The 22,703-nt window shown below is 48.5% G+C and carries 19 protein-coding genes; 2 read left to right on the forward strand and 17 right to left on the reverse strand.

The features are described 5' to 3' along the window. Positions 1-44: 44 nt before the first annotated feature. The 9 genes from alaS to cymR all read right to left on the reverse strand — a co-directional run bounded on the left by alaS (position 45) and on the right by cymR (position 13,013). Positions 45-2,675: an alanine--tRNA ligase gene (gene alaS, locus KIK04_RS03965; RefSeq protein ID WP_232277034.1), complete on the reverse strand. Its 2,631-nt coding sequence runs from the start codon at positions 2,673-2,675 to the stop codon at positions 45-47. A 583-nt stretch (positions 2,676-3,258) separates the two neighbouring features. Next, positions 3,259-6,603: a SwmB domain-containing protein gene (locus tag KIK04_RS03970; RefSeq protein ID WP_232277035.1), complete on the reverse strand. Its 3,345-nt coding sequence runs from the start codon at positions 6,601-6,603 to the stop codon at positions 3,259-3,261. 252 nt (positions 6,604-6,855) lie between these two features. Beyond that, positions 6,856-7,926: an AI-2E family transporter gene (locus tag KIK04_RS03975; RefSeq protein WP_232277036.1), complete on the reverse strand. Its 1,071-nt coding sequence runs from the start codon at positions 7,924-7,926 to the stop codon at positions 6,856-6,858. 51 nt (positions 7,927-7,977) lie between these two features. After that, the gene (nrdG, locus tag KIK04_RS03980; protein ID WP_232278587.1) at positions 7,978-8,454 is read right to left on the reverse strand and encodes an anaerobic ribonucleoside-triphosphate reductase activating protein; all 477 of its coding nucleotides are present in this window, start codon (positions 8,452-8,454) and stop codon (positions 7,978-7,980) included. Positions 8,455-8,465: 11 nt separating this feature from the next. Further along, entirely contained in the window at positions 8,466-10,325 is a 1,860-nt protein-coding gene (locus tag KIK04_RS03985; protein WP_232277037.1) for an anaerobic ribonucleoside triphosphate reductase, read from the reverse strand. Positions 10,326-10,558: 233 nt separating this feature from the next. Further along, entirely contained in the window at positions 10,559-10,774 is a 216-nt protein-coding gene (locus KIK04_RS03990; RefSeq protein WP_232277038.1) for a hypothetical protein, read from the reverse strand. Positions 10,775-10,823: 49 nt separating this feature from the next. Next, entirely contained in the window at positions 10,824-11,303 is a 480-nt protein-coding gene (locus KIK04_RS03995; protein ID WP_232277039.1) for a PRC-barrel domain-containing protein, read from the reverse strand. A gap of 106 nt (positions 11,304-11,409) precedes the next feature. Further along, on the reverse strand, positions 11,410-12,579 hold the full coding sequence (locus KIK04_RS04000) for a cysteine desulfurase family protein (RefSeq protein WP_232277040.1): 1,170 nt from the start codon (positions 12,577-12,579) through the stop codon (positions 11,410-11,412). 14 nt (positions 12,580-12,593) lie between these two features. Next, complete coding sequence (gene cymR, locus KIK04_RS04005; RefSeq protein ID WP_232277041.1) at positions 12,594-13,013, reverse strand: cysteine metabolism transcriptional regulator CymR; 420 nt, start codon at positions 13,011-13,013, stop codon at positions 12,594-12,596. Positions 13,014-13,364: 351 nt separating this feature from the next. Here cymR and mnmA point away from each other — a divergent pair, with 351 nt between their 5' ends. Both mnmA and KIK04_RS04015 read left to right on the forward strand, forming a co-directional pair. Beyond that, on the forward strand, positions 13,365-14,471 hold the full coding sequence (mnmA, locus tag KIK04_RS04010; protein WP_232277042.1) for a tRNA 2-thiouridine(34) synthase MnmA: 1,107 nt from the start codon (positions 13,365-13,367) through the stop codon (positions 14,469-14,471). Between the two features lie 224 nt (positions 14,472-14,695). Next, the gene (locus KIK04_RS04015; RefSeq protein WP_232277043.1) at positions 14,696-15,052 is read left to right on the forward strand and encodes a cupin domain-containing protein; all 357 of its coding nucleotides are present in this window, start codon (positions 14,696-14,698) and stop codon (positions 15,050-15,052) included. Between the two features lie 73 nt (positions 15,053-15,125). Here the strand turns inward: KIK04_RS04015 and KIK04_RS04020 are convergent, their stop codons facing one another. The 8 genes from KIK04_RS04020 to aspS all read right to left on the reverse strand — a co-directional run bounded on the left by KIK04_RS04020 (position 15,126) and on the right by aspS (position 22,661). Next, entirely contained in the window at positions 15,126-16,472 is a 1,347-nt protein-coding gene (locus KIK04_RS04020; protein WP_269670992.1) for a hemolysin family protein, read from the reverse strand. 209 nt (positions 16,473-16,681) lie between these two features. Further along, positions 16,682-16,996: an ArsR/SmtB family transcription factor gene (locus KIK04_RS04025; protein WP_232277044.1), complete on the reverse strand. Its 315-nt coding sequence runs from the start codon at positions 16,994-16,996 to the stop codon at positions 16,682-16,684. A gap of 158 nt (positions 16,997-17,154) precedes the next feature. Further along, positions 17,155-17,694, reverse strand: a complete 540-nt coding sequence (locus KIK04_RS04030; RefSeq protein ID WP_232277045.1) for a PCYCGC motif-containing (lipo)protein — start codon at positions 17,692-17,694, stop codon at positions 17,155-17,157. A gap of 56 nt (positions 17,695-17,750) precedes the next feature. After that, positions 17,751-18,107 carry a fluoride efflux transporter CrcB gene (crcB, locus tag KIK04_RS04035; RefSeq protein ID WP_232277046.1) on the reverse strand — a complete coding sequence of 119 codons (357 nt, stop codon included), beginning with the start codon at positions 18,105-18,107 and terminating at the stop codon, positions 17,751-17,753. Then, positions 18,104-18,580: a fluoride efflux transporter CrcB gene (gene crcB, locus KIK04_RS04040; RefSeq protein ID WP_232277047.1), complete on the reverse strand. Its 477-nt coding sequence runs from the start codon at positions 18,578-18,580 to the stop codon at positions 18,104-18,106. Before crcB (KIK04_RS04040) ends, crcB (KIK04_RS04035) begins: the two co-directional genes overlap by 4 nt. Then, positions 18,573-19,907 (reverse strand): replication-associated recombination protein A, encoded by a 1,335-nt coding sequence (locus tag KIK04_RS04045; RefSeq protein WP_232277048.1) that lies wholly within the window; start codon positions 19,905-19,907, stop codon positions 18,573-18,575. Before KIK04_RS04045 ends, crcB (KIK04_RS04040) begins: the two co-directional genes overlap by 8 nt. 10 nt (positions 19,908-19,917) lie before the next feature. Then, positions 19,918-20,664 carry a tRNA threonylcarbamoyladenosine dehydratase gene (locus tag KIK04_RS04050; RefSeq protein WP_232277049.1) on the reverse strand — a complete coding sequence of 249 codons (747 nt, stop codon included), beginning with the start codon at positions 20,662-20,664 and terminating at the stop codon, positions 19,918-19,920. A 209-nt stretch (positions 20,665-20,873) separates the two neighbouring features. Then, positions 20,874-22,661 carry an aspartate--tRNA ligase gene (gene aspS, locus KIK04_RS04055; RefSeq protein ID WP_232277050.1) on the reverse strand — a complete coding sequence of 596 codons (1,788 nt, stop codon included), beginning with the start codon at positions 22,659-22,661 and terminating at the stop codon, positions 20,874-20,876. Positions 22,662-22,703: the final 42 nt, after the last annotated feature.

Consider the following 22,703-nt stretch of genomic DNA (forward strand, 5'->3'; position numbering starts at 1 on the left):
ATTCCGCCTACACGCGAAACCGTGTAAGCGGAATTACGAATTCATTACGCGCCAGCTTGCGCTGCAACCAGCTTATCGACTAACGCTAATGCCTCATCTAGTTTGCTTGCGTCTTTACCACCAGCTTGCGCCATATCTGGTCGGCCGCCACCGCCGCCGCCACATACTGCTGCAAGCTCTTTAATTAATTTACCCGCGTGCAAGCCTTGCTTAACGAGTTCAGGTGCTACCGCCACCACGAAGTTGACCTTATCGTCATTAGCTGCGCCAAGGACAACAAGCGTTTGTGGCAGCTTCACTTTAAGCTCGTCCGCTGTCGTGCGGAGAGCATCCATGTCGCTTGCATTCACTTTCGCTGCCAGCACTTGTACGCCAGCAATTGTGCGTACTTGATCCGTAAGCTGACCTGCCTCGATGCTGCTCAGCTTCGCTTTCAATGATTCGTTCTCACGTGCAAGCTCTTTTTCACGAGCAAACATCGCTTCCACACGCTTCGGCACATCGGCTACGTTAGCCTTGAACAAACCTGCCGCTTGCTTCAACAACTCTAATTGCTGCTCCATATATTGATACGCATGACGACCTGTTACGGCTTCAATTCTACGTACGCCGGAGCCGATTCCGCTCTCGCTCACGATTTTGAACAAGCCGATTTCGGATGTATTGCTGACGTGACAGCCGCCGCACAGCTCAATGCTGTAATTGCCGACTTGTACAACGCGCACGATGTCGCCGTACTTTTCCCCGAACAGCGCCATTGCGCCCATCGCTTTCGCTTCGTCAATTGATTTTAATTCAATGTTAAGTGCCGTACCCTGCCAAATTTGCTCATTCACACGACGCTCAATTTGTGCCATTTCATCCGCGTTGATGCTGCCTAAGTGCGAGAAGTCAAAGCGCAGACGCTCTTCTTCTACTAATGAACCTGCTTGATTGACATGCTCGCCCAACACTTCTTTCAGTGCTTTGTGTAGCAAGTGTGTAGCTGTATGATGTTTAATAACATCTTCACGCACAGCACGATCTACAGCTGCTTGCAACGTCATGCCCACACGAAGCGTGCCTTGTTCCACCTTAACGATGTGAACGTGTTGACCTTGTGGTGCCTTCGTCACGCCTTCAACGATCGCTTTCAAGCCAGCGCCCGTAAATACGCCACCGTCGCTCACTTGACCGCCGCTTTCCGCATAGAACGGTGTACGATCAAGTACAACTTGGTACGTAGAGCCTGCTGCCGCTTCCTCGACCATTTCGTCGCCAGACACGATCGCAAGCACCTTGGATTCAGTTACCAATTCATTATATCCAACGAATTCGCTTTTAGTCGTAAGTTCCGCAAGCGCTCCACCTTGCACTTTCATGCTTTCGGACTCTTGACGCGCCGAGCGTGCACGTGTACGCTGCTCCTGCATCGCCGCATCAAAGCCTTCACGGTCAACCGTCAGCCCATGCTCTGCTGCATAGTCTTCTGTCAAATCGAACGGGAACCCGTACGTATCGTACAATTTGAACGCTTCGCCGCCCGTAATTTGCGTACGGCCTTCCTTCTTCGCTTGACCCGCCATATCTGCCAAGATCGCCAGACCGTCTGTCAACGTTTCGTGGAAGCGCTCCTCTTCGTTTTTAATTACTTTTTCAATAAACTCACGCTTCTCAATCACTTCTGGGTAGTGAACGCCCATTACGTCGCCGACTGTCTTCACGAGCTCGACCATGAATGGACGATCGATGCCGAGCATTTTACCGTAACGCACTGCACGACGCAGCAAGCGGCGCAGGACATAGCCACGACCTTCATTAGAAGGAAGTACGCCGTCGCCAACCGCAAATGCTACCGTACGGATATGGTCAGCGATAACTTTAAATGCGACATCAAGCTCTGCATTTTCATTGTATTTGACGCCCGCAATACGGGACGTTTCTTGAATAATTGGTACGAACAAGTCTGTATCGAAGTTCGATTCCACGTCTTGCAAAATGGAAGCAAAGCGCTCCAAACCAGCGCCTGTATCGATATTTTTGTTCGGAAGCGGCGTGTAGCTGCCGTCTTTATTATGGTTGAACTGTGTAAATACGAGGTTCCATACTTCCAAGTAACGCTCGTTTTCACCGCTCGGGTAGCATTCTGGATCGTTCGGGTCGCCGTATTTTTCACCACGGTCATAAAAGATTTCGGTACATGGTCCACAAGGGCCTTCGCCGATATCCCAGAAGTTGTCCTCTGTCTTAATGATGCGATCAGCAGGCAAGCCGATTTTTTCGTTCCACAGCTTGAACGCTTCCTCATCATCTGGATATATCGTTACGTACAAACGGTTCGCGTCAAAGCCGATCCATTTCTTGTCCGTCAAAAACTCCCACGCCCACTCGATCGCTCCTTCTTTAAAGTAGTCGCCGATTGAGAAGTTGCCTAGCATTTCGAAAAATGTATGGTGACGACGCGTCTTCCCTACATTTTCGATATCGTTCGTACGGATACACTTTTGCGAGTTCGTAATGCGCGGGTTGTCCGGCTTTACACGTCCGTCAAAATACGGTTTCAACGGCGCCATGCCTGCGTTAATCCACAATAGGGATGGATCATTGTGCGGAACGAGCGATGCGCTCGGTTCGATTTGGTGTCCTTTGCTTTGGAAAAATTCAAGCCATTTTGCGCGAATGTCACTAGCTTTCATTGTTAAACGCCTCCCGTTTATCCCCTTAGTTATTTATAAAAAACAAAAAACGCCCCTGTAAAAACAGGGACGATTGTCATATCGCGGTACCACCCTGGTTATCGCCTTGTCACAAATAGGAGCTAACCCGCAGCTGCGTATGCAGTCATGGATAGGTCACTCTTTGTGCTAAAAATAGCGATCGCCTCGTCGTCGTTAACGGAACGACCCGGTGAAGTTAATTCACACTCCGAAACTAGCGTTCAGCGGCTCTTCTTAGTGAAGATTTTTACAGCCCCGTATGCAACAGCTGAATAGCTGGTTGGCGCACACTTCGAAATCTTCTCTCTGGCCCAAGGGCTGCGGCTTACTTGGTTTCTTCAACGTTTTCATTCCATATTCGTATTCGATATACAATATCGTATATTCAATAACGTATATCCGATAATTTAGTATAGATATTGGATGAATAATTGTCAATTAGCGGTCAATTAACGATCCATTAACGGCGAGCCCCTCTCCGTTGAAAGACTAAGCTTAATAAGCCGATTGATCGTGCTAGCGAAGAGGGGTGTACTGGTACAACGTTTAACTTTCCTACGAACTAGCCTAAATAACCGATCTTCTTCAACATACGCGTTAAAATCGTTGCTGCTTCCGCTCGCGTCGCTTTTTTCTGTGGTCCGAACATATTGCCCATTAATCCTTGCACCACACCTGACGACACGGCCTTAGCCACACCTTGCTCCGCATATCCGTGAATAGCTTTGCGGTCTTTGAACGCATTTAACGCTGAATTGTCAGCCGATACCGGACGACCTGCGTACTCCATCGCCCGCACAATCATCAATGACATATGCTCACGTGTAATCAGATCATTTGGACGGAACGTATGATCTAAATATCCTTTAATAATACCCGCGTCAGAAGCTGCTTTAATGTAAGGAGCCATTGGGCTATTTGCTCCTACATCACTATATCCTGTGCCGCCGCTTGCATCCGCCTGCAAGCCAAGCGCTCGTGCTATCATGATCGCGAACTGGGCTCTCGTCACCGGCGCATCTGGCGAGAAGGTGTCTGGAGTTGTGCCTTCGATAATAAACTTAGCAGCAAGTTCATGGATAGCGTCTCGTCCCCAATGATTTTTCGTGTCATTAAAGGCGCGATTCCGGTCTACCATCGCGACCGCGTCGTTGCCTTGCAATTGGAACGAGAACACGGAAACGCCGCCTTCTTGAGACATCACAGTAGGCACGAAGCTAAGCTTCTGCAAGCCGGAATCGTAGCGAACGGCTGTTGCTTGGTCACGCTGCACGCTACCTGTCGTACGAACCTTGTATGGCAATTTCACGCCCAATGCCCGTGGACTAGACGAGCCTGCATAAGTAGACGCATAGAAGTCATGTGCCTGCACGCGCACGTTAGCACCTTTTTGTTTGAGCTCACGTTCGAGCGCTCCCGCGTTCGAACCGGACACCCGTTCTATCTGCAGCAGCAAGTAGGCTGGACTGCTCCCCCACTCGCGTTCCAATTGGCTAAAGTTCAATTGCTTTAGCGGTATGCTGTACAATACATCTCCGTACCGAACAGCAAATGTGGCCTCGTTTGCTTTGCCATACACCTCTTTTAACGTGTACAGCGGTACGGATACCATTGCTGCCCGCTCTGAGGACGGCACCTCATACATGAGATACGGTTGGTTCGTGTGACGCACAACGTAGTCAAAGGCTGCTCTTAATTTACTTTCCGTGAGCGTATATCGACGGATCGACTCACCGAAGCGCGAGCGGTCTGATGTTGCTTCAGCCGCGGTAGTTGCAAGTACATGCCAGCCCGAGCTTAAAAACGTATTATACGTGATGGGCTGAATTTCTTGTGGACGGGAATTGTTGCTGTCCGTCTGATTCGTTACTGAGAAATTAGAGAGCGTCAGCACGCTGTTTCCTTGCAAATCTTGCAGCAGATTTGTACCCGCTGCACCCGCTACGTATGACAGCGTAATGCTATCACTTGCATGTACTGCCCGTTCCAGCACGATAACGACCGTGTCGTCATCCACCGATACACTTCTTACTTGCTGCAAAGCAGTACGTGTCCGCACCGTAAATTGATGTGCAGCAGGTGCAGGCGACTCTCGTAAGTGCGCAGAGAACCTCAACGTGAGCGTCGCGCCTTTCATGGTAGCTGAGCGCAAATAGGGCGCTTGCTGGTCCGTTTGGTTATTGGCACGAACCTGCGAGAAGCTAGAGACTGCGTTGCCGCTTAAATCAACGAGCCGCGGCTCGCCAGGCACATACGACACCGTCACATTATCATTCACTCCGATGCTTGACGAGAGCGTCAACTCAACGACGTTGCCTTTGATCTCCACTTTGTCAACATTTCGTGCGACATGATTCACTAACACTGAATAATGGCTGCGCAACGGCACCTGTTCGGAACGAAGTGCGCCTTGATAACTCAATGTCACGATATTCCCTTTGACTCGTGTAGCTTGTAGCACAGGCACTTGACGGTCGCTCAGATTGCGCACAACCATATCCGTAAACGATTGAACAGAGTTGCCGGCACGATCTTTAAGCGGATATTGGCTGGCCCTGTAAGACAACTTGACGCCTTGATTGTCAGTTACGCGACCGCTCAGATGCAATGTCAGCTTATTGCCGGATCGAGATGCATGAGTCATGCTACGTCTACTGCCATCTACATAAACACGGAATTGCTCAAAAGCGTCAGCCACAGATTCCAGCTCTTCGTTAAATTCCAGTGTGATAATCGAGCCTTGAACCGTAGCTTGAACGACTCGAGGCAATGTCGTATCAGTATTGTTTACGACTTGATGACGTTCCAAAGCAGCAACACGATTGCCAGCTGCATCTTGAATCACTTTGCTGCCAGATGTCGCCGCATACGTCAGTTGCACAACTTGCCCAGCATCAACCCCGCTACGAAGCTTAAGCAGTACATGCTCACCGTTTACCTCCACATCATAAATATCATGAGCAGCTCCATTTACCGTCACGAAATAACTGATAATCGGAGGTACCGAATGTTTATCAAGATTTTCGTTGTACGTCAACCGAATCGTCCTCGTGTTCAACATGGCAGCAGCTTGCAACACAGGGGCACTAACATCCGACTTATCCGACCTACTCGTTGTAAAGCGCCATGTTTGAGCATCATCCAACCCCTCCATTAGCTGGTTCGCTTCATTGCGGAAGGCTCCCCTTGGAACTTCTATCACATACTCCGTATTAGGCTTCAAATCACGCGTGGTATCGATCACTATCGTCTTCGTGCCATCGCCTGTTACCTGTGGAGAGCGAACAGGCACATATAGCACGTGTTCGTCTTTAGCCGCACGAATGGCAATTCTGCCACTGTACCCCCACACATTTTCGTTAAATTGGAGCGTTAAATGCGTATCTGTAGGTACATCCTGCTGTCCCCTAGCAGGCTGCAATTGCACGACACTCGGAATTGCCACTGTCGTAAACGACCATAGTGTAGGGTCATAAATCCCAGCAAAAACCGCATCCTTTGTCTTAAACGCACCCGCCTCCACTTGCACATAGTAGGCCTGATCAGGCTCTAGCGGCTTATCCGGCTTGAAGTAGACGTACTGGCGGTTACTACTTAACCGGACCCGATCACTATTGACTGCAATCGTATCGACGATTTCTCCCGATTTTTTGGCGATTACAATCGAGCCGCCATTTTTTTTAATCGCTTCATTGAACGATATTTTTAAATAGGGCTGTAATCCTACTTCTGTCGTATTTGTACTTGGAGAGAGCGACTGCTCCCTAAGTGGATTCAATATTTTCGTATCCGTATGCTCTATTTTTATAACGGAATGCGTCTCTATATTTGCCATAGCACCTGCTGTTCCGACAGCCAGTTCCGCTGCCAACACAAAGGTAAGCCCGATCGCGATCAATCGTTTCACAGTCTGTTTCCCCCTTCAAAATGGATATCTGCATTCGTGCAGTATACAGCTACACTTACCTAAACGTGGAAACGAATCAATTTGTTACAATCCGCGTACCGTCTATCGTCATTGTTGTCGACATCGTTGTCGTTGTCGCGCTATATGTACCCGGTAATCGTTTTTTTGAAACGCTGTTAAGCTAAAATTGAGCAGAAAAAAATCCGCACCAGCGCATGCTGATACGGACTTCCTTACCCATCATTATTTCGGTTACGTCGTCTTGCGCCGAATATAATACGTAAACACATGTTGAAGCACAACTTTCATCGCAGCGAAAAAAGGCACGGCCAAAATTAACCCAACAACGCCAGCCAACTCGCCACCAACGAGCAGGGCAAAAATGATAACGAGCGGGTGCATATGCAGCGTCCGCCCCACGACTTGAGGGGAAATAATATTCCCCTCCATGATTTGACATAGCGTATTGACGATAGCTACAAATATGAGCATTTTCAACGAAATCGTTGAGGCAACGATAAGCGCTGGAGCCGCACCAAAGTACGGGCCCAAATACGGAATGATGTTGAAAATCGCCACAAACAACGCCAGCAACAACGCGTAGGGCATTCCAATCATCCAATAACCGATGTACGCGAGTACGCCGATAATGACACAGACGAGAAATTGACCGCGAATATAATTGCCAAGTGCAAAATCAATGTCCTTCAGCATCATAACCATATGTTTGCGGTGCGATTTTGGCACGTAAGCAATAATCGTGCGCTCAAACACGTCGAAATCTTTAAGGATGTAAAAAATAAGAAACGGCACGATCATCGCAATAAACAACATATTAATCGTCGCCCCGATATTGTCCATAAAATCGGCAATGCCTCGTGCCATCTTCTCTTCGAACGCGTAAATCCAGTTGTTTAGCCCAGAACGAACCGACTGTGGCATGATAGATGAATCGTTGAGACCATCCACTAACTTCTCTGCTTTGACCGTCAAGTTCGGCATTTGCGAATTGAGTTCCTGAAGCTGCTTTAACAGCATCGGAATCATATTCATTAAAATGACCGTTATCGAAGCGATAAATACGGCATAAATGAGCAGCACAGCCATCGTGCGCGGCACTTTTCGTTCATTGAGCAGCGTAACGACAGGATTTAAGACGTAAGCGATAATCATCGCAATAAAAAAGGGGGCGAGCACCGTTTTCATAAACAAATAAACTTGACTGAGCAACGGCTTTAACTGAAACAGAAAGTAAACGATGATTAGACCAAGCAATACATATATGCCATAAATGAATAGTTTATTTTTAAATAAGCGCTCCACTGCACTCCACACTCCGTTCGGACGAGCTTCATACAGTAAAGTATATGTAGGCTAAGAAAAAATTAACCCGCTTGGTTTACCTTCTTGCAACATCCATATCCGTTGATTGTCACTGCCGCGAAATCGTAAGCCTGGAACTTTGCGCTCCAGCCGAAATGGCCCGTCCACCAGCACATCTATATAGCGAAGCAGCTCTTGCTGGTGCACTGTGCCTGATAATAATTGCTCCACCGTGTAGCCGCTATACGCCCAAATATGCTTACCCGCTTGCTTGAGACGCTGTGCGAGTACTTTAACCTGCTTAGCTTGCATAAATGGCTCTCCGCCAGATAGCGTAACCTCACACAGCGGATTGGACATAAGCGCTTGGAACACCTCTTCTACCGTCATCGCGGTTCCTTGTTCAAACCGCCAAGATTGTGGGTTGTGACAACAGAAGCAGCGATGCGGGCAGCCGCTAAAAAAGACAACGCTGCGTAAGCCCTCACCGTCCACAACGCTATCATGTACGATCGAGAGGACGCGCAAGGCGGTTAAGCTCATCCGTGCTTCACCCGCTCTGCTTCTTCTGCGCGCTTGGCAGAGTTCCATTTGTTCATATCGCCAACTAAGTAACCAGTAATGCGGCGGATGCGCTCGATCTCGTGCTCTCCGGCTCCACAGACGGGGCAGCGCTGCTCGATCGTATCGTGGTGGCCGCATGCGCGGCAGCGATCGATCGGATGATTGATTGAGCCGTAGCCGATGCCGTGAGCTGCCATCGTGCGCACAAGTTTGTCCAGCGCTTGCGGGTTCGCCTTGGCGCTGCCGTCCAGCTCGACATACGTAATGTGTCCCGCATTGCACAGCTCGTGAAACGGTGCTTCCAACCGAATTTTGTCGTAGGCGAGTGATTTAGCGTAGACCGGAATATGAAACGAATTCGTGTAATAGTCGCGGTCGGTGACATTCATAATCGTTCCGAAATCACGACGATCCCGCTTCGTAAACTTACCAGACAACCCTTCCGCGGGAGTCGCGATTAACGAAAAGTTCATTCCTGTCGCATGCATCGCCTCATCCATGCGGCGTCTCATATGTTGAACGATGCGCATGCCTAGTTGCCAAGCATCATCTGACTGGCCGTGATGTTTACCGGTCAGCACGACAAGCGCTTCCGCGAGCCCGATAAAGCCAACGCTAAGCGTGCCCTGCTTTAATATCTCACGCAGCTCATCTTCTGGCCGCAACTGCTCGCCACCACGCCACACCCCCTGCTGCATCAAAAACGAAAAGTCACGTGCCCGCTTGCTAGCTTGATACTCATAGCGCGTCAGCAATTGACGCACGGCGATGCTGAGCAGCTCATCCAAGCGGAGGAAAAAGCCCGCCTCGCTACCCGTGAGCAGCGCAAGTCGAACTAGATTCAGCGAGGTGAAAGACAGGTTGCCTCTGCCGAGTGGTGTTTCTTTGCCGTTTACATTTCCCATGACACGGGTACGGCAGCCCATATAGCAAGCTTCGCTCTCTGGTGTACCGTCATCGTACTGCGCATTGAATGGTGCGTCGAGAAATGCGAAGTTCGGAAACAACCTTTCGGCTGTCGTTTCTAGCGCGAGTAAATATAGATCGTAATTCGGGTCTTCAGGTTGAAAATTGACTCCGTCCTTCAGCTTAAAGATTTGAATCGGAAATATCGGTGTCTCCCCTTTGCCAAGACCCGCCTGCGTCGCAAGCAGCAGTTGACGGACAAGCATCCGTCCTTCAACTGACGTGTCGGTGCCGTAATTAATCGAAATAAACGGCACCTGACCACCACCGCGCGAGTGCATCGAGTTAGCGTTGTGGATAAATGCCTCGCACGCCTGATAGACGTCGCGCTCGGTCAATTTCCAAGCCTCCTGCTCGACAGCAAATTGTGCGCCTAGCGGCAACCCGCTTAAGTAGCGTCTATGACGCTCAAACGTGCGCCGCACATACGGCGCCACATCATAATCAAACGTCGGGTAAGCCTGACCGCCGTGCTGCTGATTTTGATTCGCCTGTAAAATAATCGAGGCGAGTGCAAGCGCACTCTTGATGTCTTGCGGCTGACGCATATGCCCATGACCTGTGTTAAAGCCGCTCGCGAGCAGCTTGGCGAGCGAAATCTGGCAGCAAGTCGTCGTGCCGGAAGCGTAAAAATCGAGATCGTGCGGATACATTATATTTTGCTCGATGGCTTCACGTGCTTCAGGCGTAAGCAAGTGCTGCACGGCATACCAGCGCGCACTTTCACTAGCCATTTTGCCCATCATTCCCATTGGCGACCTGCTGTCAACGTTTGCGTTTTCCTGCATCACATCATGGTTGTCGCCTACGACAATTTCGTCCAACGATGCAGTCAACTGCTCTAATGGCTGGATCGGTATTAATGACACATTGCCCACCTCTTTATCTTATGAAACACTACATATAGTGTTTATTATTCAACATCCCACTACATGTATTATGAATTACAAAATAAACTCGCAATATGATATTGCTCACACTTTTCAGGAAACACAAAAAACGCCTGAACTAAAACCTTATCGGTTAAAGTTCAGGCGCTGTTACACCGCAAACGTATGCCTATATGCTAAAATGTAAAGTCCGCTATCGTACGTGTACGCGACTACGTCGAAGCTTGCGCCTCTGGGAAAGAAGGCGGCATAAGGTCATCGCCAAAAAACAAATCGTCCAGCGAGCTTAATGAACCATCTTCCTCCACTTGAAATACGGACATTTTTTCTCCGTTCACAGTCAATTCAATAAAACATCCCCAGCAATAAAACTGGTGGGAGCCTATTTTTCCGATGTCTTTCGAGTTGCAATTTGGGCATCGAATCATCGTCTTCACCATTCCGTCCATACGTAAATTTGTTCCTATCTCGCCTCTGTCAGCCTTCTTGCACGACGATAGCATCTTCACCCCAAGTCATTTGACTGGTCCAATCTATGCGTCGTCTACCTTCCAGAAGGTCGGATAGCAACCCGTCTGTAATTTCTAGACTTATTAACTGGTTACCCATATTTGGCTGAAAATAAACATCTGCTACCCATCCCACTTGAATGCCTTCCGTTGTGACGACAGGCAAATCTTTCAAATGCTGACCACCATGGAGGAACTTTCGTTCGTGAAATACCTCTGCTGAATGTTGGACAGCTTCGTTGTCCACGATCATGATGGCATCCTCTCCACAGCCCGTCACATCTTCCCAAGCTACATACCGTATGACGCGCTCAAAACGGGACACCCCTTCAAGCTCAATATGGGTGATGCAATGTTGTTCTGACAACCAAATATCTTTCACCTTGGACACCCGCTTGCCAGTCACAATATCGTAAACAGGCAAACCAATTAATTCTAGCAGCTTCATGTCGGGGCCTCCTATAGCTAGCGTTACGGCTATGTATGCCTTACTAATTTCAGCACGGTAACTTGCCGTCCACGCTAAGCCCCTCCAATCACGCTAATTCATGTCCTTATCGTCTAGTACGAACGCGTGTTACGATGGTTGCAATTTGGTGAGCGGCAAATTGTGCCTGTTCTATAGTATTGCCCAAACCGAAGCTGAATCGAACAGCCGTGCGAGCACGTTCATGATCAAGTCGCATCGCTTGCAGCACGTGCGACACTTCAAGCGATCCTGACGTACACGCTGAGCCGCTTGCCGCCAATATGCCTTCCATGTCCAAATTCATAAGTAGCGATTCGGTCGGCACACCGCTAAAGCTAACGTTTAAAATGTGCGGCAAGCCTTGCTCGGGGTGCCCGTTCAGCACGACATGAGCACCGAGCTGTGCACATAGTTCCGTCCAGAGCGTATGGCGAATTTGGCCCAGCAGCTCTATTTTCGCTGCGGACTCGGCATCACTAGTTGCAAGCTCTACCGCCTCTGCGAAGCCGACGATGCCCGCTACATTTTCCGTGCCCGCGCGGCGCTTGCGCTCTTGATTTCCACCGTACAAATACGGGTCCCACGCAGCACCCGTACGTGCATATAACAGGCCCACACCTTTAGGGCCGTTAATTTTGTGTGCAGAGAAGCTGGCAAAATCAATAGGCAGTGACGCAAGATGCAAAGGCACCAACCCTAAAGCTTGTACCGCGTCCGTATGCATAAGGACGCCACGCTCACGAACGCGTGCCCCGATCTGCTCAATCGGCTGCAAGGTTCCAACTTCGTTGTTCCCATACATGACACTCACTAAGCACGTATTCGGTTGCAATGCTGCAACAATGTCGTCTGCCTGAACTTGCCCGAACTCATCCGGTGCAACGTAAGTCACTTCAAAGCCAAGACGCTCCAAGCGCTCACACGCGTGCAGCACGGCATGATGCTCGATTTGAGTCGTCACGAGATGCGGCTTCACCTGCTTGCCCGATTTGAGCCAAGCTGCCATAGCCACGCCATACAGCGCCGTATTGTCGCTTTCCGAGCCGCCACTCGTAAAAATAAGTTCCTGCGGCTTGCAGCCTAAACGCGCCGCAATTCGGTCGCGCGCCTGATTAAGCGCAAGCTTTGCTTCCCGTCCAGCCGCGTGCACGCTGGACGGATTTCCGTATACATCACGCATGCTGGCTACCATCACGTCGATGACAGCTGGATGAAGCGGTGTCGTCGCTGCATGGTCAAAGTTGATCCGTTCCATTTTGCCAATCTCCTTTAAATATAGAACATGTAGCTATTAAGGCTGCCTTCGCCTTTAAAATGAATCAGGTCTGCCAACGTCGTCGTATCCAGCACTTGCGCAATGCTGTCACGAATACGCAGCCACAAATCGCGCTTTGCCGGATCATCCTCTTCGGTAAAGTCAACTGGTGAGATCGGCCCTTCAAGCACGCGAATCACGTCGCCTGCGGATACAGTTTCCGGCTCGCGAGCCAAAATATAACCGCCGTAAGCGCCGCGAATACTTTTTACAAGCCCTGCGTTACGCAGCGGAGCGATAAGTTGCTCCAAATAATGCTCAGATAAGTTGTTACGCTCGGCAATACTTTTCAAAGAAGTCGGTCCTTCACCAAAGCTCCTTGCCAATTCCATCATAATCGTTAAGCCGTAACGGCCTTTCGTTGAAATCTTCATGTTTACACCTCATTATTGGTTTCGTAAGTTTGTAGGTTTCATAGGCTTTGTAGGTTGTAATTATTCATTTTACCAGTATAACTACCTAGCGTCTTGTTCACGAATATTGTGTTGTCATGACTTTATCACCATTGTATAATTTTATGCAATTAAAACAATGTATTCCGATTAAGGCACCCTGTATATCGTAACACAACTATACTCGTTATGGGCAACAATCTAGCAACCTATTCACAGAAATGGACATACACTTGACAAAAGTTCAGCATTTCGTTATAAAAGCGCCATATGTTACAATTATAAATGATTACGCGGGCCAAACAATACTCGCAGCAAAGATGGTGATTCTAAATGACAAAATCGAACGCAGACACTCGCGTCGTCGTCGGCATGTCAGGCGGTGTCGATTCTTCCGTTACCGCGCTCCTGCTGAAGCAACAGGGCTATGACGTGATCGGCATCTTTATGAAAAACTGGGATGATACAGACGAATTCGGCCACTGTACAGCAGAGGAAGATGCAGAAGACGTACGTCGCGTATGCGAGCATATCGGCATTCCTTATTATACGGTTAATTTCGAGAAGGAATATTTTGATAAAGTGTTCTCTTACTTCTTAGACGAATACCGTCGCGGACGCACACCGAACCCGGATGTCATGTGCAATCGCGAAATCAAGTTCGGTGAATTTTTGCAAAAAGCGCTTGATCTCGGCGCCGATTACTTGGCGACAGGACATTATGCGCGGGTAACGAGCGACAATGGAGCTTTCAAGCTTTTACGCGGGATTGACCAGAATAAAGACCAGACGTATTTCCTAAACGCGCTCAATCAGGAACAATTGTCCAAAGCCATGTTCCCGATCGGCCATTTGCCGAAGCCGGAAGTGCGTCGTATTGCAGAAGAAGCTGGATTGCCTACGGCGAAGAAAAAAGACAGCACAGGCGTATGCTTTATCGGCGAGCGCAACTTCAAGCAATTTTTGAGTCAGTTCTTGCCTGCACAGCCGGGCAATATGGTTGACATTCGTTCAGGCGAAGTGAAGGGCCGTCACGACGGACTGATGTACTATACGCTAGGACAGCGTCAAGGCTTGGGCATCGGCGGCTCTGGCACAGGCGAGCCGTGGTTCGTGGTCGATAAGGACTTGACGGACAACGTGTTGCACGTGGTCCAAGGCGACGACCACCCGAGCATTTATTCCACGGGCTTGCTTGCTGGCCGTATGAATTGGATTGCAGGCGAGATGCCAGCAGGCCCGATTCGCTGCACAGCGAAGTTCCGCTATCGTCAGCCTGATCAAGGCGTGACGCTGCAACGCAACGCCGACGGTACGGTTGAAGTCACGTTTGACGTCAATCAGCGTGCGGTGACGCCAGGTCAAGCGGTCGTATTTTACGACGGCGAAACATGCTTAGGCGGCGGCACTATTGATGCCGTGCGTAAATTGCAAGCTTAGTCGCTTGGATATACATCCGAGTTCGACTTGAATAGGTAACTAAGATCCCTCATTAGAAGCTCGTACAAGCTTAGGTTGTACGCAGTTGTCTAGTGAGGGATTTTTTTATAGGATACGAGGGCTTATTTACGTCTGATTATGGAATTACATGTAACATGAAAGCAGGATAATTGTACCATTCCGTTGAATAAATATGATGGATAACATCATCTAGGAGGTACATCATGCAATTTTTCACTTTCAGCAAAGATAGCGGTAAACCTGTTACCCGTTATGATTCCCAATTTGTTATGTCTCGTATTGTTCGAACGGATGCTGCAACGCATATTGGATGTATGCATTTAGATGCGAACGACATCATTGGTTATCACCAAGCCGTCGTCCCTCAACTTCTGTTAGTCATGAATGGCGAAGGATACGTAAGGGGCGAAAAGGAAGAGTACGTTCATGTACAGGCTGGAGACGCCGTCTTTTGGGATAAAGACGAATGGCATGAAACGAAGACCAGTCATGGACTAACTGCCATCGTTATTGAAAGTGAACAATTAACACCCTCTGTATTTATGCCTGTAAAAAAGTAAACGCTCCTAATCAAAAAAAATCGGCCTGTGTCTATGACCAGGCCGATTTCGCATATTTCATGTTACTATAACGTTATAACATCGCTGATGAGACCGCAACTTCATCTAATCTAAAATGACTCAAGCGCTGTACTTGCAAGCGCACAATGCGCAAATGATCGGTTTCTTCCACAACAAATTCATAATCATCACTTACCCGTACGCGTTGACCAATTTTAGGCGCAGCGTCTAAGCGTGCATATATCCAACCACCAATTGTATCATAATCTTCGGTTACAATCGCTGTGCCGAAGTAAGCATTCAATTCCTCAATAAGCAACATGCCGTCAATGGAGTAATTCCTGTCATCTCGCTTCTCAATTTGCAATCGATCCTCATCGAATTCGTCTTGTATTTCACCGACGATTTCCTCGATAATGTCTTCCAGCGTAACTAGTCCTGCCGTACCGCCATATTCATCAATGAGAATGGCCATTTGCATCTTCTTTTTTTGCATTAATTTAAGCAATGCGCTAATTGACATCGAATCCGGAACACTCATAATCGGACGGATAATATCACGAACGTCCATTATATCTGGGGATGTCTTCACAAGGTCCTTAATATGGACAAAACCGAGAATATGATCTTTGTCCGACTCACACACAGGAAATCGAGTATGCATTTCCCGAAACGCTTTTTGCTTGATCGCCTCAATCGAATCAATAGCGTACAAACATACCATATCGGTGCGTGGAATCATAATTTCATGCGCGTGTGTCTCCGAAAATTCAAATATGTTATCCATTAATGCTAGTTCAGTGTTATCAATTAATCCGCTCTTGTGGCTTTCTTTCACCAAGCTGCGTATTTCTGCTTCTGTATGCGCGGACTCATGATCCCCAGCGTGTTTCACGCCAGTCCTGCGCAAAATGAGATTGGCCATACTATTCAGCAACCAAATAAACGGATACATCAGTTTATAGAACAACATAAGTGGCACAACAGTCCACATCGCGGTTGCTTCTGCACGTCGCCCCGCTAACGTCTTGGGTGCAAGCTCTCCCAGCACAATATGCAGCGCAGCAATAATAATAATTGCGATAGCTACCGATATCGTGTGTACGACAGCCCAGTCCGCTTCTAACGCAGATAATGGATCATGCAGCCATAACGACAGCATACGCGCTCCAATCCATCCTAAGCCAAGTGACGCCAACGTTATTCCTAACTGACAAGCTAATAAATAACCGTCTACATTGTTTGTTACGCGTTGTGCCAATTTAGCTCTCAGATCTCCCTCTTGAGCAAGAGCTTCGATGCGGCTGCCGCGAACTTTGACTAATGCGTACTCAGCTGCCACAAAAAAGCTATTCATAAGCACAAATAACACGATGAACAGTAGGCCCCAGCCTATCGGTAACGGATCACCACTACTCAAACAATTGCCCCATCTGCCCCACACAAACTAGACGCAGACAGGTCCACCTCCCCATTTTTGAATAATAAAATCCTTCCATCTTATTATATAACAGATAACATAACCGTCAAACTCACACCGCGTAGCACTGCTTCACTAAACATCTTTTGCCTAATATATTCATCGGCAGCAACGTCCTATACTAAAAAAATTCGTAATATTTAGACGCCTTAAACGCCTTCCTCTTCTGCATGACGAATCGCTTCGGATAACAGTCCGATTATGTGTAAGTCATCACAAGCGTACAAAATGTTCTGCCCTTCTCGACGATAACGTACAAAGCGATACGCACGGAGCGTTTTCAATTGATGTGACACCGCAGACTGCGACAATTGCAAGGTTTCAGCAATTTGATTAACCGCACACTCTTCCCGTGCCAGCAAAGTTAAAATTCGGATTCTCGTCGGATCACCCAACGCTTTAAACGTTTGTGACACCCGCTCAAGCACGTCAGCCTCCAAGTTTTTTCCCATAAAATCATTCATTTCTACATTCACTCCTTCGTCTTAAGCATCCGTCTTCGTCCGAAGATGAACATATCGACATATGTACCGCATGCTGATGCCTGTAGGATATGACAAAGGACCTCATAATAATCATGGCTGCAACAGGAAACGTTCGGAAACGTCAAAAAACTCGTTGCCTACACTTTTGGGAATGGCGTCGGCGTTGGCTTCGCAAAGCCCTCATTGTATTTGTTGTCGATAATCTTACGAATGTCGGATGCCGATTTCCCATCCCGTTTCAACTTTGAAGCTTCGACTGCAATATCCAAACAAACGCCACATCTCGTCCCATGGTCATCCCATTCGATTTCGTTCTTCTCGTTAATTTGAGCCACAAAGCAGTTCAAATTACTCTTATGTCCAGCACTATCTCCGCAACCGCAATAGCACGGCATCGATTGTAACAATTCAGCTTCTTGTGCAGCCAAACGATAAATCAACTTAATTTCATCCCGTTGCTCGTCTAAAAAGGAGGGTAGCTCGTCCTTAGATGCTGTCCATTGTCGGAGATCCCCATTTGTCATCAGCTGATCTTGGTGATGGCCATGCGCTGATTCTGTTGATGTTGATTCATTTGTGGATTCATTTTGCGACGATTGGCAGGCAGATAGAAATACGATACTTATTCCGAGCAAAAATACGCAGACTAGCTTAGAAGTACGTGCTTGAGTTGCCATAACAAACATCTCTCCTTTTCGATTAGCAAATCTTATTACCCATCACAAGAGTCGATCTAACCGCTTACCGTGTAGGTAATATAAGCCACACCAAATCCAATAATCGTACTGCTTCCGACATATAAAAAGGCGACCTTTGCTTTTCCACGCTGGATCAGCACTACCGCTTCGTAACAAAAGGTAGAGAAGGTCGTAAAGGCACCGCAAAAACCTATGCCCATTAGTAGATATATAGATTGAGGTAATGAAAGTTGTACAGTAAACATAAAACCTAGCAACGCAGAACCCAACATATTAATGATCCAAGTACCCCAAGGAAAGTCACCGTTCCAACGTCTTAGGGCAACGATGCCTATATAATAACGACACCACGCACCGACAGCCCCACCTAGTCCAACCCATAGCCAGCTCATCGGGTTTCTCCCTTGTTTTTTGACGTAGAACGGCTAGTTCGTCTAGAACCACACAGAAAGCCTATCCAAGCACATAGAAGCCCTCCTAGAAGACTCGCAGCTACGTACAACAATGCGATATCCACTAGCCCCTGTTCAACGAGCAATACCGATTCCATTGAAAAGGTAGAAAAGGTCGTAAATGCGCCAGCTACCCCAGTCCCTAACAACGACTTCCATACAGGTGCTACATCTGGGCGCATATGCAACCAAGCATACAACCAGCTTAGGAAACCACTGCCCACCATGTTCACGATCCAAGTGCTCCACGGAAATCCCGCTGTCGCTTCCCACGGCATCATAAGTGAAATGCCGTAACGCAGCACAGCTCCGAGAAACCCGCCGATTACAACGAGCAGACCGAGCGGCACTCTAGCCGCACGATCTGCACCATTTAAATCTTGCTCAACTGGAGGCCGGACGGAACTACGCATCGGACCGATCGGTTCGCTGTTTGCGGCGAATTTCTTGGTTGATGCGCATTTTGGCTTCCATTCCTTGTTCGCTGGCCATAAAGAACACACGTTTTTTAAGCGGATCGGGCAAATACTGCTGATCCACGTAGTGCCCAGCATAATCATGTGGATATTGGTACCCTTTATGCCCGAGCTTATCTGCACCTTTGTAATGCGTATCGCGCAGATGAAGCGGCACTTCAGCCGACTTGACGTCTTCAAACGCTTGCATCACGCGCTGAATCGCCAGCGGAATCGAATTGGACTTCGGACTTTCTACCGCGAACAAAATCGCTTGCGCAATCACGTATTTGGATTCCGGCCAGCCAATGCGCTGGTACGCCTCCAAGGCGCTTACAGCCTGCACCATCGCCTGCGGATTGGCCAGGCCAATATCTTCGCTGCACGCTACGGTCAGCCGACGTATAAACGTCATCGGGTCCATGCCAAGCTGTTCGACCGCATAGAAGAACCAGAACAGTGCGGCATCACTTGAGCCGCGCACGCTCTTGTGGAAGGCGGACAGCACGTCGTATTGCGTAGACTCGTCCGCCTGTATCGTCGGACGGCGCACCGACTCCTCCGCCTCTTCAAGCGTAATACGCACCGTGCCGTCAGGCTCCGGTATCGTCGTCATCGCCGCTAGCTCCAAAGCGTTCAGCGCGCGCCGAATATCGCCATTTGCCATGGCAGCAATATGAGCAAGCGCTTGCTCATCGGCCTGAATCGGCATAAAGCCGAGTCCACGCTCCTTATCAGCAAGCGCTCGCTGCATCGCGATTAGCGAATGCTCCTTCGTCAGCGGCTTCAATTGAAACAGCGTCGAACGGCTCATTAAAGCCCCATTCACATGATGGAATGGGTTCTCTGTCGTTGCGCCGATGAACACGATCGTCCCCTTTTCAACCGCGGGCAGCAAGGCATCCTGCTGCGAACGGTTGAAGCGATGAACTTCGTCCAAGAACAAAATCGTCTTCGTCCCATATAAGGACTTGTTCGATACCGCCTTCTCAATGACTGCACGCACATCTTTAACGGATGCATCAACCGCATTTAAGCGGACGAACTCGCCTTGCGTCTGCTCTGACACGATATTGGCAAGTGTCGTCTTGCCACAGCCTGGTGGTCCATAGAGCAGAATGGACGATACTTTGTCCGCTTCGATGGCTCGGCGAAGTAGCCTTCCCGGGCCAACGATATGCTCCTGACCGATATATTCATCCAACGTGCGCGGACGTATGCGGTCTGCTAACAGCCGCATACTCCCCGCTTCCTGCTCTTCTTCACGAAAAGAAAATAAGTCCATAGTGGCACCGTTACTCTACGTCTTGCAACAGATCACGAACGACGACGCTTACCATAATCAGCCCAGCTACTGGCGGTACGAACGAGTTACTCGCTGGCGGCTGCTTCGCTTTACGAATTTCCGGCGCATTCGGCGAAACGATCTTTTCCGTTACATCACCACGTGGTTTGATCGGCTCTTCTGTCGAGAATACGACTTTAACGCCTTTGCGAATGCCTTCTTTGCGCAGCTTCTGACGAATAACGCGCGCCATCGGATCATAGGTCGTCTTCGAAATGTCGGCCACCTGAAAACGAGTCGGGTCCATCTTATTCGCTGCACCCATACTTGATATAATTGGAATTTTACGACGCAAGCATTCTTTAATCAAATGTATTTTGTATGAAATCGTATCCGATGCGTCCACGACGTAATCGAGGTCATATTTAAACAGCTCTTCATACGTTTCTTCCGTGTAGAACATATTAAGTGCAATCGCTTCACACTCTGGGTTGATAAGCTTAATGCGCTCCTGCATTAACTCTGCTTTCTTTTGCCCAACCGTCGTCGTCAATGCATGAATTTGACGGTTAATGTTCGTAATATCGACGACATCTTTATCAATCATAATGATGCGTCCGATGCCTGTACGCGCAAGCGCTTCTGCGGCAATACCACCCACACCGCCAATACCAAGTACAGCAACTGTGCTGCCTTTCATTTTCTCTAAGCCTTCAGGGCCGAAAGCTAATTCTGTACGGGAAAATTGATGCAACATTGGATAAAAAGCCTCCCTGAAATTCGATTAAAATGGGTTCCTGAACATGTTCACCCTTAAATAGCCGCAACGCCCCAAGCGCAAACTTCTGCGAAGTCAAGCGAGGGGCGTCGGACATATGTTGCTTAACTATTCAGCTACGCTATCCGTTCATTTGACCATATGGGCCCATGAGCATTTACGCGAATCGATTATAGCAATTGTGCAACTTATTGTTCTTCTTTTTTCTCTTTTTTCTTGATCGCTGTCTTAATATGCAACTGTTCCAATTGTACAGGCTCTACCATACTAGGCGCGTCACAGAGCAAGTCTGTCGCACTCGCCGTTTTAGGGAAGGCGATCGTTTCACGCAAGTTTGTACGTCCTGTAAGCAACATCACAAGTCGGTCGAAACCGAATGCGATACCACCGTGTGGAGGCGTGCCGTACTCGAATGCGTTCAAGAGGAAGCCAAATTGCTCTTGTGCTTCTTCTGGTGAGAAACCGAGTGCTTGGAACATTTTCTCCTGCACGTCACGCTCGTAAATACGCATCGAACCGCCACCTACTTCGTAACCGTTCAAGACCAAGTCGTACGCTTGCGCACGAATTTGACCTGGGTCTGTATCGAAGAACTCGACGTCTTCTGTACGAGGACGTGTGAACGGATGGTGTTCTGCTACATAACGCTTCGCTTCTTCGTCGTAGCCGAGCAATGGGAAATCAACAACCCAAGCAAATTTGAACTTGCTGTCGTCGATCAAGTTCAAGCGACGGCCAACGAGCAGACGCAAGTTGCCGAGCACGTCTGCAACGACTTTACGGTTGTCAGCGGAGAAGAGCAACAAGTCGCCTTCTTCTGCACCTGTACGCTCACGCAATGCTTCGATCTCTTGCTCAGAGAAGAACTTCACGATCGGACCGCGGAATTCGCCGTCTTTCACTTGAACCCACGCCAAGCCTTTTGCTCCGTAGCGAGCTGCGAATGGAGCAAGATCGTCGATCTCTTTACGGCTCCATGTGCCACAGCCTTTCGCGTTCAATACTTTAACAACGCCGCCTTTTTCGATAACAGACGCGAACACTTTAACGCCGCACGTCGACACGATGTCGCATACGTCAACAAGCTCCAAGCCAAAACGCAAGTCCGGCTTATCGGAACCGTACTTCTCCATTGCATCTTTATACGTGATGCGTTGGAACGGAGTTGGAATTTCAGCACCAACTGTTTCACGGAACAAGCGAACCATCAATTGCTCCATCATGTCATGCAATTGATCTTGGGACAAGAACGAAGTCTCGATGTCCACTTGTGTAAATTCAGGCTGACGGTCAGCGCGTAAGTCTTCATCGCGGAAACAACGTGCGATTTGGTAGTAGCGCTCCAAACCGGATACCATCAACAATTGCTTGAAAATTTGCGGCGATTGCGGCAATGCGAAGAACTCGCCTGGATGTACACGGCTCGGTACGAGATAGTCGCGTGCACCTTCTGGTGTGCTCTTAGTCAAGATTGGTGTTTCTACTTCGATAAACTCGTTATCGTCCAAGAAGTCACGGAAAATTTTCGCCGCTTTCGAGCGCAACATCAACGTCTTCTGCATTTCAGGACGACGCAAATCCAAATAACGATATTTCAAACGAAGGGATTCGTCGATTTCGATGCCGTCTTCGATAAAGAATGGCGGGTTTTTTGCTCCGTTCAATACTTCGATTTCAGTAATGCGAACTTCGATTTGGCCTGTTGGCAAGTTTGCGTTAACTGTTTCTGCGTCACGCGCTACGACTTGTCCTTTAACTGCCAATACAAATTCGTTGCGGGCACGGTCAGCAATCGTAAGTGCCTCAGCAGAAAATTCCGGGTTAAATACAACTTGCACGAGACCGCTGCGGTCACGAAGGTCGATAAACAATACCCCGCCCAAGTCGCGGCGACGTTGAACCCAACCGTTAAGTGTTACTGTTTCACCAATGTGTGCGGATGTTAAGCTTCCGCAATGATGAGTCTTATACATCATGTGATGACTCCCCTATCTCACTCAATTTTATGTTTATATATA

This window comes from Paenibacillus sp. 481 (genome assembly GCF_021223605.1).
In the GTDB taxonomy this organism is placed as follows: Bacteria; Bacillota; Bacilli; order Paenibacillales; family Paenibacillaceae; genus Paenibacillus_B.

Excerpts from the sequence above, each read along its gene's own strand:
- KIK04_RS04030 (WP_232277045.1), bottom strand. The coding sequence starts at position 17,694 with ATGGCAACTCAAGCACGTACTTCTAAGCTAGTCTGCGTATTTTTGCTC.
- KIK04_RS03995 (WP_232277039.1), bottom strand. The coding sequence starts at position 11,303 with ATGAAGCTGCTAGAATTAATTGGTTTGCCTGTTTACGATATTGTGACT.
- KIK04_RS04025 (WP_232277044.1), bottom strand. The coding sequence starts at position 16,996 with ATGAATGATTTTATGGGAAAAAACTTGGAGGCTGACGTGCTTGAGCGG.
- KIK04_RS03990 (WP_232277038.1), bottom strand. The coding sequence starts at position 10,774 with ATGATTCGATGCCCAAATTGCAACTCGAAAGACATCGGAAAAATAGGC.
- KIK04_RS04045 (WP_232277048.1), bottom strand. The coding sequence starts at position 19,907 with ATGGACTTATTTTCTTTTCGTGAAGAAGAGCAGGAAGCGGGGAGTATG.
- alaS (WP_232277034.1), bottom strand. The coding sequence starts at position 2,675 with ATGAAAGCTAGTGACATTCGCGCAAAATGGCTTGAATTTTTCCAAAGC.
- mnmA (WP_232277042.1), top strand. The coding sequence starts at position 13,365 with ATGACAAAATCGAACGCAGACACTCGCGTCGTCGTCGGCATGTCAGGC.
- KIK04_RS04015 (WP_232277043.1), top strand. The coding sequence starts at position 14,696 with ATGCAATTTTTCACTTTCAGCAAAGATAGCGGTAAACCTGTTACCCGT.
- cymR (WP_232277041.1), bottom strand. The coding sequence starts at position 13,013 with ATGAAGATTTCAACGAAAGGCCGTTACGGCTTAACGATTATGATGGAA.
- KIK04_RS04050 (WP_232277049.1), bottom strand. The coding sequence starts at position 20,664 with ATGTTGCATCAATTTTCCCGTACAGAATTAGCTTTCGGCCCTGAAGGC.
- crcB (WP_232277046.1), bottom strand. The coding sequence starts at position 18,107 with ATGAGCTGGCTATGGGTTGGACTAGGTGGGGCTGTCGGTGCGTGGTGT.
- KIK04_RS04000 (WP_232277040.1), bottom strand. The coding sequence starts at position 12,579 with ATGGAACGGATCAACTTTGACCATGCAGCGACGACACCGCTTCATCCA.
- crcB (WP_232277047.1), bottom strand. The coding sequence starts at position 18,580 with ATGCGTAGTTCCGTCCGGCCTCCAGTTGAGCAAGATTTAAATGGTGCA.
- aspS (WP_232277050.1), bottom strand. The coding sequence starts at position 22,661 with ATGATGTATAAGACTCATCATTGCGGAAGCTTAACATCCGCACACATT.